This is a genomic window from Cryobacterium sp. MDB1-18-1 (assembly GCF_004402735.1).
Taxonomy (GTDB): domain Bacteria; phylum Actinomycetota; class Actinomycetes; order Actinomycetales; family Microbacteriaceae; genus Cryobacterium; species Cryobacterium glucosi.
Genome location: NZ_SOFR01000017.1, coordinates 1 through 11,484, shown reverse-complemented (window position 1 = coordinate 11,484; position 11,484 = coordinate 1). Strand labels below are relative to the sequence as shown.

Annotated in this window: 11 protein-coding genes; 8 read left to right on the top strand and 3 right to left on the bottom strand. The window is 69.0% G+C overall.

Annotation, left to right across the window (positions count from 1 at the left end; translation table 11 throughout):
- The first annotated feature begins 45 nt into the window (after nt 1-45).
- From E3O50_RS04230 to E3O50_RS04195, 8 genes are all read left to right on the top strand, one after another.
- Nucleotides 46-1,566 carry an ABC transporter ATP-binding protein gene (locus E3O50_RS04230; protein WP_134560709.1) on the top strand — a complete coding sequence of 507 codons (1,521 nt, stop codon included), beginning with the start codon at nt 46-48 and terminating at the stop codon, nt 1,564-1,566.
- Complete coding sequence (locus E3O50_RS04225; RefSeq protein ID WP_134449407.1) at nt 1,563-2,852, top strand: ABC transporter permease; 1,290 nt, start codon at nt 1,563-1,565, stop codon at nt 2,850-2,852. The genes E3O50_RS04230 and E3O50_RS04225 overlap by 4 nt, the downstream gene beginning before the upstream one ends.
- Before the next feature lie 80 nt (nt 2,853-2,932).
- Complete coding sequence (locus E3O50_RS04220) at nt 2,933-4,159, top strand: ABC transporter permease (protein ID WP_241975516.1); 1,227 nt, start codon at nt 2,933-2,935, stop codon at nt 4,157-4,159.
- Between the two features lie 50 nt (nt 4,160-4,209).
- Nucleotides 4,210-4,623, top strand: a complete 414-nt coding sequence (locus E3O50_RS04215; RefSeq protein WP_241975514.1) for a cytidine deaminase — start codon at nt 4,210-4,212, stop codon at nt 4,621-4,623.
- Nucleotides 4,620-5,930 carry a thymidine phosphorylase gene (locus E3O50_RS04210; RefSeq protein WP_134560707.1) on the top strand — a complete coding sequence of 437 codons (1,311 nt, stop codon included), beginning with the start codon at nt 4,620-4,622 and terminating at the stop codon, nt 5,928-5,930. Before E3O50_RS04215 ends, E3O50_RS04210 begins: the two co-directional genes overlap by 4 nt.
- A gap of 109 nt (nt 5,931-6,039) precedes the next feature.
- The gene (locus E3O50_RS04205) at nt 6,040-7,158 is read left to right on the top strand and encodes an adenosine deaminase (protein ID WP_134449404.1); all 1,119 of its coding nucleotides are present in this window, start codon (nt 6,040-6,042) and stop codon (nt 7,156-7,158) included.
- A gap of 41 nt (nt 7,159-7,199) precedes the next feature.
- Nucleotides 7,200-7,676 (top strand): PTS sugar transporter subunit IIA, encoded by a 477-nt coding sequence (locus E3O50_RS04200; protein ID WP_134560706.1) that lies wholly within the window; start codon nt 7,200-7,202, stop codon nt 7,674-7,676.
- Nucleotides 7,673-7,945 (top strand): PTS sugar transporter subunit IIB, encoded by a 273-nt coding sequence (locus E3O50_RS04195; protein ID WP_134449402.1) that lies wholly within the window; start codon nt 7,673-7,675, stop codon nt 7,943-7,945. The genes E3O50_RS04200 and E3O50_RS04195 overlap by 4 nt, the downstream gene beginning before the upstream one ends.
- 72 nt (nt 7,946-8,017) lie before the next feature.
- Here the strand turns inward: E3O50_RS04195 and E3O50_RS04190 are convergent, their stop codons facing one another.
- The 3 genes from E3O50_RS04190 to E3O50_RS04180 form a co-directional block, all read right to left on the bottom strand.
- Nucleotides 8,018-10,165, bottom strand: coding sequence for a phospho-sugar mutase (locus E3O50_RS04190; protein WP_241975513.1), 2,148 nt, complete (start codon nt 10,163-10,165; stop codon nt 8,018-8,020).
- A complete protein-coding gene (locus tag E3O50_RS04185; RefSeq protein WP_134560705.1) occupies nt 10,162-10,995 on the bottom strand; it encodes a purine-nucleoside phosphorylase in 834 nt (277 codons plus the stop codon). Before E3O50_RS04185 ends, E3O50_RS04190 begins: the two co-directional genes overlap by 4 nt.
- A gap of 82 nt (nt 10,996-11,077) precedes the next feature.
- On the bottom strand, nt 11,078-11,484 hold a 407-nt coding region (locus E3O50_RS04180), incomplete at its 5' end, for an integrase core domain-containing protein (RefSeq protein WP_166790708.1).

The following is an 11,484-nucleotide window of genomic DNA, read 5'->3' as shown; positions in this document are numbered from 1 at the left end:
CCCCCCCCCCCCCCCCCGGCCGGCTGCTCAATAGAATCGGGAAGTATGAAGCTCGAACTTCGAGGCATTACGAAGAGATTCGGTGCCCTGGTCGCCAACGACCACATCAACCTCACTGTCGAGGCCGGCGAGATCCACGCGCTGCTCGGCGAGAACGGCGCAGGGAAGTCCACCCTGATGAACGTGCTCTACGGCCTCTACCGGGCCGAAGAAGGCGAGATCCTGCTCGACGACGTCGTCCAGCACTTCTCCGGACCCGGCGACGCCATGGCCGCCGGCATCGGCATGGTGCACCAGCACTTCATGCTCATCCCCGTCTTCACCGTCGCCGAGAACGTCATGCTCGGCCACGAAGAGACCGGGTTCGGCGGCCACCTCGATCTCCCGGCCGCCCGCCGCCGGGTGACCGAGATCTCGGCCAGGTTCGGGTTCGACGTCGACCCCGACGCCCTCGTCGAGGACCTCCCCGTCGGAGTGCAGCAGCGGGTCGAGATCATCAAGGCGCTCTCCCGCGATGCGAAGGTGCTCGTCTTCGACGAGCCGACCGCGGTGCTCACCCCGCAGGAGACCGACGAGCTGATGGGCATCATGCGCCAGCTGCGCGACTCCGGCACCTCGATCGTCTTCATCACCCACAAACTCAGGGAGGTGCGCGCTGTCGCCGACCGGATCACCGTCATCCGCCTCGGTGCCGTCGTCGGCCAGGCCTCGCCCACCGCGAGCAACGAGGAACTCGCCACGATGATGGTCGGCCGCCCCGTCGACCTCACCGTTGACAAGTCCCCGGCCGCGCCCGGCGCCCCTGCCCTCGTCGTCACCGACCTCACCGTGCTCGACCCGCGCGGGCAGGTGCTCGTCAACAACGTGAGCTTCACCGTGCACGCCGGCGAGATCCTCGCCATCGCCGGAGTGCAGGGAAACGGGCAGACCGAGCTGACTGAGGCCCTGATGGGCCTCCAGCCGCGCGTCTCCGGCGACATCACCCTCGACGGAGCCTCGCTTCGCAACCACACCGTGCGCCGGATCCTCGACGCCGGCGTCGGCTTCGTGCCAGAGGACCGCACAGAGGACGGCCTCGTCGGCGAATTCACGATCGCCGAGAACCTGATGCTCGACCGGTCGCACCAGCCGCCGTTCGTCAAGCGCTTCAACGTCCAGCTGTCCTTCCTCGCCCGGTTCGCCGAGGACAAGGTCAAGGAATTCGACGTGCGCTCCCAGGGCATCGACACCCTCGTCGCCCGCCTCTCCGGCGGCAACCAGCAGAAGGTCGTCCTCGCCAGAGAGCTCAGCCGCGATCTGCGGCTCTTCATCGCCGCCCAGCCGACCCGCGGCCTCGACGTCGGTTCGATCGAATTCGTGCACGAGCGCATCATCGCGACCCGGGATGCCGGCACCCCGGTCATCGTGATCTCGACCGAACTCGACGAGGTCGCCGCCCTCGCCGACCGGATCCTGGTGATGTTCCGCGGCCGCGTCGTGGGCATCGTCCCCGGCGACACCCCCCGGGCCGTACTGGGGCTGATGATGGCCGGCGAAACGCCGACCGAAGAAGGAGCGGCAGCATGAGCGAGACCCTTCAGACCCCGCCGGTTTCCAGCGGGAAGCCGGCCGGGCCGGACCAGCCTGACCAGCCGAGCCGCGCGTACCAGGTCTTCCGAGAGATCACGACCGGGAACGCCATCATCTCCGTCCTCGCCGTTCTCCTCGCCCTGCTCGTCGGCGCGATCCTGATCGCCTTCACCAACGAGGACGTCCAGAAGGCATCGGTGTACTTCTTCTCCCGACCGGGCGACACCGTCGTCGCGGCCTGGAATTCCGTCTCCGGAGCGTACTCCGCCCTGTTCCAGGGGTCGATCTACAACTTCCGCAAGCCGGACTTCGCGTCCGGGATCAAGCCGCTCACCGAGACCCTCACCTTCGCGACCCCGCTGATCGCGGCCGGCCTCGGCGTTGCGCTCGGCTTCCGCGTCGGGCTGTTCAACATCGGCGGTCGCGGCCAGATGCTCATCGCGGCAGCGCTCGGCGGCTGGGTGGCCTTCGCGCTCGACCTGCCCGCCGGCATCCACCTCGTCGTCGCCCTCGTCGTCGGCGTCGCAGGCGGTGCGCTTTGGGGCGGCATCGTCGGCCTGCTCAAGGCCCGCACCGGTGCGCACGAGGTCATCACGACGATCATGCTGAACTATGTCGCCTACTATCTCGTCAGCTACCTGCTGCGCGACGGCTTCCTGAAGACGCCGGGGTCCAACAACCCGCAGAGTCCCGCGAGCAAACCGACGGCCGTGTTCCCCGACCTGCTCGGCCCCGCGTACAACCTGCACCTCGGGTTCATCCTCGTGATCATCGCGACGATCTTCACCTGGTGGCTGTTGTCGCGCTCGAATCTCGGCTTCCAGTTCCGCGCCGTCGGGCTCAACCCGCACGCGGCCCGGGTGGCCGGGATCAGCGTCAACCGGATGTACGTCTACGCGATGCTGTTCTCCGGCGGCCTCGTCGGCCTCGCCGGCATCAACCAGGTGCTCGGCACGTCGACGAGCGGTTTCGACGCCGGCATCGACTCCGGCATTGGGTTCGACGCGATCACCGTCGCGCTGCTCGGCCGCTCACGCCCGTGGGGGGTCTTCGCCGCGGGCATCCTCTTCGGCGCCTTCAAGGCGGGCGGGTTCTCGATGCAGGCGGCAGAGGGTGTCCCGATCGACATCGTGCTGATCGTGCAGTCCCTGATCGTGCTGTTCATCGCGGCGCCGCCCCTCGTGCGCGCCATCTTCCGGCTGCCGACGCCGGGCCAGAAGACCCCGGGTGCGAAGACGCCCCGGAAACGCACCACGACACCCACGGAGGCGGTGGCCTCGTGAGCACTCCGACAACCGTTTCACCGGCCGGGTCCACCGGACCGGGCGCAGCAGTCACTGCCGCAGGGCCCGACTTCGAGCAGATCAAGAGCTGGAAGACCCCGATCGCCCTCGCGATCTTCTCGGTGCTCGGCTTCCTGCTGCTCGTCGTCTTCGGTCGTGACGGCGAGAGCACCATGCGCCTGTCCACCACGACCGACCTGATCCAGCTGCCCGACGTGGTCCTGCCCACCCGGCCGACCGGCATCGCGGTCGTCGCCCTCCTGCTCCTGATCACGGCGGCGAGCGGATGGCTCGTGCGCTCGAAGGCGAAAGTACCGATCTGGCTCGTCACCGTGTTCGCGGTGTTCCTGCTGGTCGGCTTCCTGGCCTGGGCCTCCGCCGACCACACGATCCCCGTGCCCGGGCTGCTCTTCGGGTCGCTGAGCCTCGCCGTCCCGCTCATCTTCGGTGCTCTCGGCGGCGTCATCTCGGAGCGGGTCGGCGTGGTCAACGTCGCGATCGAGGGCCAGCTGCTCGCGGGTGCGTTCACCTCGGCGATGGTCGCGTCGATCACCCAGCAGCCGCTGCTCGGGCTTGTCGCGGCGATGGTCGCCGGCGTGCTCGTCTCCTTCGTGCTCGCCGCGTTCGCGATCAAGTACTTCGTCGACCAGGTCATCGTCGGCGTCGTGCTCAACGTGCTCGTCTCCGGGGTGACCGGCTTCCTGTTCTCCCAGCTGCTCGCCCCGAACGCCGGGACGCTCAACAGTCCGCCGCGGTTCGAGAACATCAACATCCCGCTGCTGAGCGAGATCCCAATCATCGGCCCGGTCTTCTTCCGGCAGACCCTGATCGTCTACATCATGTACGTGGCCGTCGCGTGCGTGTACTTCGGCCTCTTCCACACCAAGTGGGGCCTCCGCCTGCGCGCCGTCGGCGAGCATCCTCAGGCCGCGGACACCGTGGGCATCAACGTCGCCCGCACCCGGTTCTGGAACGTCTCGCTCGCAGGCGCGATCGCCGGTCTCGGCGGGGCGTACTTCACCCTCGGCTCCGTCGGCGCCTTCGGCAAGGAGATGACAGCCGGTGCCGGGTTCATCGCCCTCGCCGCCGTCATCTTCGGCCGCTGGGACCCGATCAGGGCCACCCTCGCCGCGCTGCTCTTCGGCTTCGCGAGCAACCTGCAGAACGTGCTCAGCATCATCGGCTCCCCGGTGCCGAGCGAATTCATGCTGATGCTGCCCTACCTCGTCACGATCTTCGCCGTCGCCGGCCTCGTCGGCCAGTCACGGGGGCCGGCGGCCTCCGGAAAGCCGTACATCAAATCGTGAGCTCCCGAAAGAACGAACCCGCACGAAATAACGAACCGGAGTCCGGCCACGTGGCTCCCGCCATCGACTGGGCGCTCCTCCGCAGCACCGCGACCGAGGCGATGAGCCTCGCATACGCGCCGTACTCGAAGTTCCCCGTCGGCGCGGCCGCCCTCGTCGACGACGGCAGGGTGATCAGCGGATGCAACGTGGAGAACGCCTCGTACGGCCTCACTTTGTGCGCAGAGTGCGCCCTCGTCTCCGTGCTGCATCTCACCGGCGGCGGCCGGCTCCTCGCCTTCAGCTGCGTCGACGGCAACGGCAACCTGCTGATGCCGTGCGGCCGCTGCCGCCAGCTCCTCTACGAACACTCCGCACCCGGCATGCTGCTGGAAACAGTCTCGGGCCTCCGCACCATCGACCAGGTCCTGCCGGATGCCTTCGGGCCCCGCCAGCTCGCCGACTACCGGGAAGAACACCAGTGAACACCCAGACCCACCTCGAAGCCTTCGACGCCGTCGACCTGATCCGCACCAAGCGCGACCACGGCGAACTCGCCACCCCCCAGATCGACTGGCTGATCGACGCGTACACCCGCGGCTACGTCGGCGACGAGCAGATGGCCGCGATGACCATGGCGATCTTCCTGAACGGCATGACCCGGCGGGAGATCAAGGACCTCACCCTCGCCATGATCAACAGCGGCGAGCGGATGAGCTTCGCCGGCCTCGGGAAGCCGACCACCGACAAGCACTCCACCGGCGGCGTCGGCGACAAGATCACCCTCCCGCTGATGCCGCTCGTCGCGATCTTCGGCGCGGCCGTCCCGCAGCTCTCCGGCCGCGGCCTCGGGCACACCGGCGGCACCCTCGACAAGCTCGAGTCGATCCCCGGCTGGCGCGCCCACCTCAGCAACGAGGAGATGTTCGCGCAGCTCCGCGACCACGGCGGCGTGATCTGCGCGGCGGGCGGCGGCCTCGCCCCGGCGGACGGCAAGCTCTACGCCCTCCGCGACATCACCGGAACCGTCGAGGCGATCCCGCTGATCGCCTCCTCGATCATGTCGAAGAAGATCGCTGAGGGCACGAGCGCGCTCGTCCTCGACGTGAAGTTCGGGTCCGGCGCCTTCCTGAAGGACATCGAGCTCTCCCGGGAACTCGCCCGCACGATGGTCGCGCTCGGCGAGGATGCCGGGGTGGCGACATCCGCCCTGCTCACCAACATGAACGTGCCGCTCGGCTTCGCGATCGGAAACGCGAACGAGGTCCGCGAATCGGTCGAGGTGCTCGCCGGCGGCGGACCTGCAGACGTCGTCGAACTCACGATCGCCCTCGCGACCGAGATGCTCGACCTCGCCGGAATCGAAGGCGTCGACGTCGCCGCTGCCCTCACCGACGGGCGGGCCATGGACAAGTGGCGCGAGGTCATCCGCGCCCAGGGCGGCGACCCGGATGCCGCGCTGCCGGTCGCGAAGGAAACCCACGTCGTCACGGCGGACCGTGACGGAGTGCTCGTCGAGCAGCAGGCTCTGCCGTTCGGGATCGGCGCCTGGCGTCTCGGGGCGGGCCGTGCCCGCAAGCAGGACCCCGTGCAGCACGCCGCAGGGATCGACCTGCACGCCAAGCCGGGCGACACCGTGCGCGCAGGGCAGCCGCTCTTCACCCTCAGCGCCGACGAGCCGGAGCGTTTCGCCAGGGCCCTCGAGGCCCTCGAGGGCGCGTACCGGATCGGCGAACCCGGCGAGCCCGTGCTCGACGGCGGCCCCCTCATCGCCGAGCGCATCTGTGGCTGAGCCCGGCTCGATCTCCTGAACGGGATCGGTTTGTTGCCGATCACGATAAATTACGGGAGTTATGCCTGGGGAGGGGCCGGGGGAGGCCGGGGCCGGTAGATTGGTGAGCGTGAATACGAGCCTTGAGGAATTCCTGCTGCCCGGTGGTACGAGCATCAATGCGCTGCCCAAAATATCGCTGCACGACCACCTCGACGGCGGCCTGCGCCCCCAGACGATCATCGAGCTCGCGGAGGCCATCGGTCTCGCCCTGCCGTCGACGGAAGCTGCCGCCCTCGGCGATTGGTTCGCCGACCAGGCCAACTCCGGCTCGCTCGTGGATTACCTCAAGACCTTCGACGTGACGACGGCCGTGATGCAGACCAGGGAGGGCCTCATCAGAGTCGCCCGCGAATTCGTGCAGGACCTCGCCGCAGACGGTGTCATCTACGGGGAGATCCGCTGGGCACCCGAACAGCACCTCACCCGCGGGCTCACCCTCGACCAAGTCGTCGAGGCCGTGCAGGAAGGCCTCGAGTCCGGCGTCGACCAGGCGGCAGAATTCGGGTCCACCATCCGGGTCGGCCAGCTCATCACCGCGATGCGCCACGCGAACCGCGGCCTCGAGATCGCCGAACTCGCCGTACGCCACCGCGGCAACGGCGTCATCGGCTTCGACATCGCCGGCGCGGAGCTCGGCTTCCCCGCCCGCAACCACCTTGCAGCATTCGACTACCTCGCCAAGGAGTTCATGCCGGTCACGGTGCACGCCGGAGAGGCCGACGGGCTGGGCAGCATCCGCGGCGCCCTCTTCGACGGCCGCGCACTGCGCCTCGGCCACGGCGTGCGCCTCGCCGAAGACATCGTCATCGGCCGCGAGGACGACGACAACACCTACGTCACCCTCGGCCCGGTCGCCCAGTGGGTGCGCGACCGTGAGATCGCCCTCGAACTGAGCCCGTCGTCGAACCTGCAGACCGGCGCAATCGCCGCCTGGGGCGACGACCTGCTCGACCATCCCTTCGACCTGCTGTATCAGCTCGGCTTCCGGGTCACCGTCAACACCGACAACCGGCTGATGAGCGACACGAGCCTGAGCCAGGAACTCGCGCTGCTGAGCGACGCCTTCGGCTACGACATCGACGACCTCGAGGTCTTCCAGCTCAACGCCGCCCAGTCCGCGTTCCTCCCGCTCGAAGAGCGCGAAGAACTCGCCGACGCCATCGTCGCGGGCTTCGAAGAGGCCTGAGAGTCCGCGGACCCCGCCACGCAACCCCAGTGAAAGAACCTATGCAACTCCCAGACCTGCCTCTTACCGCCATCGCGATCGGCATCCACGTGGCCGACTGGCGCGCCGCCGTGACCGCGGCCGGCGACGGTCTCGTGCGCTCGGGGTCGACAGGCCCCGGCTACACGAAACGGATGATCGACGTCATCGACGAGTTCGGCGCCTACGTCGTGATCGCCCCGGGCCTGGCCCTCGCCCACGCGCGCCCAGGCCCCGACGTCATCGCAGAGGGCCTGAGCGTCGTGACGCTCGCGGAACCCGTCGCCTTCGGCCACCCGCACAACGACCCGGTCAGCGTGGTCCTCGGCCTCGCCGTGACGACGGGCGATGAGCACGTGCTGCTCGTCGCCGAACTCGCGAACCTCTTCAATGACCCGCGGGTCATCCCTGCGCTTGCGGCCGCGACGGATGCCGCCGGCATCCGTTCGCTGCTCGGCGTGACGGCACCCGCCGGAGAAGCCAACGGGGTCCAGGAATGAAGATCGTCGCCCTGTGCGGGGTCGGAGTCGGCACCTCCGCGATCCTGAAGATGAACGCAGAACGGGCTCTCGCCCGGCTCGACATCGACGCCGAGGTCACGGCGACCGACGTTGCCTCCGTGCAGACCGTCGGCGCGGACGCGCAGGTGATCCTGACCTCATCGGAGCTCGTGGCCCACATCGGCAAGACCAACGCGGACATCGTCGTCATCGACAACTATTTCGACCTCGACGAGCTCACCACCAAGCTCGAGGACGCGCTCGGCTGAGCCCGGTGCGGCGCGGTGCGGTGCGGTGCTTCGCGTGCCGGGCCCTGAGGTCCGAGTCCTGCGCGGTGAGCCCTACGCGATGAGCTCGCGCATACCGCGCTCGAGCTCGGCGAGCACGGCGTTGGCGGCGACCTGGCGCTCCACCACCGTGCCGACGACGCTGCTCGTGTCGAGGTAGACCTTGAGCTTGGGTTCTGTGCCGCTCGGGCGCACCATCACCCGGGCCCCTCCGACGAGGCGGATCCGGAGCACGTCGCTCGGGGGCAAGCCGAGGAAGCCGCCGGCGAGGTCGTCGATGTGGTCGACGCGGATCCGGCCGATGAACACCGGCGGGTTCGAGCGCAGCCGGTCCATCACCCGGGAGATCGACGACAGGTCGGTGACGCGCACCGAAATCTGGCTCGACGAGAAGTGCCCGAACCGGCCGCTGAAGTGGTGCAGGTGGTCCGCGAGGGTGAAGCCCTCGTTCTTCAGGTCGCTCACGAGGGACAGCAGCGCGAGGGCCGCGGAGATGCCGTCCTTGTCGCGCGCGGTCGTCGGGTTCACGAGGTAGCCGAGGGCTTCCTCATAGCCGAACACCAGACCGGGGGCGCGCGAGACCCACTTGAACCCGGTGAGTGTCTCTTCGAAGCGCATACCGTAGGCATCCGCCACGGCCTTCAAGGCCGGCGACGAGACGATCGAGCAGGCCAGAGTGCCGCTGCGCGGGGCCGGCGCGGATGTGTCCGCGTCGTCGTCCGTGGCGGCGTCGTCGGCGATGGGCGCCAGTTCTGCCCGTTCCGCGGCACGCCAGCCGAGGATCGCACCGACCTCGTTGCCGGTGAGGCGACGGTATCCGCCCGCGGCGTCGGCGTCGGGGATCGCGATCGCGAGGCGGTCGGCGTCCGGGTCGTTCGCGATGATGAGTTCGGCGTTGATCTCGCGGGCGGTCGCGAAGGCGAGGTCGAGGGCGCCCGGCTCCTCCGGGTTCGGGAACGCGACGGTCGGGAAGGTCGGGTCCGGGGCGATCTGCGCGTCGACGAGGGTCGGCAGGTCGTAGCCCGCAGCCTCGAGCACGCGGCGGGTGGTGTCCCAGCCGACCCCGTGCATGGCCGTGTACACGGCGTTGACCTGGGCGCGCGGCGGGCCGACGGTAGCGGCGGTCGCGGCGATGTAGGCCTGGACGACGGTCTCCTCCGCGGTCTCGTAGACGCCGCGCGGCAGGTCGGGGATGGTCGTGTGCGTCGCCACGCGGTGGATCTCGGCTGCGATGAACGCGTCGTCCGGTGAAACGATCTGGGATCCGCTGTTCGCGCCGCCGAGGTAGACCTTGTAGCCGTTGTCGGCCGCGGGATTGTGCGAGGCGGTGACCATGACGCCGGCGCTCGCGTCGAGGTGGCGGACGGCGAAGGCGAGGACGGGCGTCGGCAGCAGGCGGGGCAGCAGGATGGCGCGGACGCCGGCACCCGCCATGATCGCGGCACTGTCGGCCGCGAAGACCTGGGAGTTCTTGCGGCCGTCGTAGCCGATCACGACGGAGGGGGTCTGGCCGGGAAGGGCGGTTCCGATCAGGAACGCGGCGAGGCCGGCCGCGGCCTGGGACACGAGGACGCGGTTCATCCGGTTGGAGCCGGCGCCGATCGCGCCGCGGAGGCCGGCCGTTCCGAAGGCGAGGCGCTCGTCGAAGCGGGCGTGCAACTCGGTGATGGCTGTCTCGTCCGCGGACTGTGCCCCGCGGAGCAGGGCGCGCAGTTCGGCCTGGGTCTCGGGGTCCGGGTCCTGGGCGAGCCAGGCGGTGGCCGCGGCGACCGTGGTGGCGTCGTCGGGCGCAGGGGCCGGTGCAGACGTCGTCGATGCCCGAACGGGGTGGGCGCGCGCTGCCGGGACGAAGGCCGCCGCGACGGTGGCGTCCATTTCCGCAGTGACGGGGGCCTGTTCGTCCGCGGCGGATGCCGGGTGGGCGGTCAGTGGGGCAGCGGCGGGTTCCTCGGCTGCTGCCGGAACTGCCTCCGCCGCTTCGGCTGCTGCCGATACTGGAACCGCCTGGGCGGCCGCCGGGACCGGAATCTCCACGATCTCGAGCGCGAGGGTCGGGGGCAGTGCGGAAGCGGGAGCATCCGGCAATGCCCGGTGACGCCCGCGCGCGCGAACCTCACCGGTGCCGGTCAGCTCGGAGTCGACGGGCCCTGTGCTGGTGGGCCCGGTGCTCGTGGGCCCGGTGCCGGTCTCGGTCGCGCTCACAGGGCGGCCACGATCCTGGCGAGGAGTGCGCTGATCACGGGTTCGGCCTGCTTGCCTGCGACGAGCACTTCGGCGTGGCTGAGCGGCTCCTTCTGGATCCCGGCCGCGAGATTGGTGATGAGGGACAGGCCGAGGATCTCCATGCCGGCCTGGCGGGCGGCGATGGCCTCGAGCGCCGTCGACATGCCGACGATGTGGCCGCCGATCGCCTTCGCCATCTGCACCTCGGCGGGGGTCTCGTAGTGCGGTCCGCGGAACTGGCAGTAGACGCCCTCGTCGAGCCCGGGGTCGATGGTGCGGGCGAGGTCGCGCAGCCGCTTCGAATAGAGGTCGGTCAGGTCGATGAAGGTCGCGCCTTCGAGCGGCGAGTCCGCGGTGAGGTTGATGTGGTCGCTGATCAGCACCGGCGTTCCGGGGGTCCAGGTCTCGCGGATGCCGCCCGCCCCGTTGGTGAGGATCATGGTCGTCGCGCCCGTTGCCGCAGCGGTGCGTACGCTGTGCACGACCCGGCGGACGCCGTGGCCTTCGTAGTAGTGGGTGCGCGCGCCGATGACGAGAGCCCGCTTGCCGTTCGGCAGGAGCACGGAACGCAGAGTGCCGACGTGGCCTTCGAGCGCGGGGGCGCTGAATCCGGTGATCGACTGCGCGGGGATCGTGTGCGTGGTCTCGCCGATGAGCTCCGCGGCCTTGCCCCAGCCGCTGCCGAGGGTCAGCGCGACGTCGTGATGGGTGACGCCGGTCAGCTCGGCGATTTCCTCCGCCGCGATCCGGGCGATCTCGAATGGATCGGTTTGTGGCTCGTCCAGCGGGTTTGCGTCGATCGTCGGCATCCCCCCACTCTATTCGCCCGAACCAATTCGACGGAGATTTTGGGCAGACCGCTCGATGTCAAGCTGTGTGGAGTCACGTGGGCTAGCTTTTGACAGTTTCCTTGGGGATGTTGATTCCAACGGTGCCGGCTGGTGTGGGTGTAGTCGGCCGCGAGTTGAATCGTTCCGGGTGGTTCTGGTGGTAGGTCTGCAGTGCCATGTCGCGGATGCGGTGGGCCTGCTTCCAGGAGCCGTCGTGGACTTGCTGGGGCGTGAATAGCGCGATGCCGGAATGCTTGTGGGTCGTGTTGTACCAAGGCACGTACTCGGCCAGGTGGTCGCGGGCGGCCTGAAGACTCTCGAACGTTCCGGGGTAGTTGGGCCGGTACTTCATTGTGCGAAATTCAGACCCGGAGAACGGGTTGTCGTTGGACACATAGGGCCGGTTGTGGGTTTTAGTCACCTTGTGCTCGGCGAGGAGATCGGCCAGAGCGCCCGAACGCATCGCGG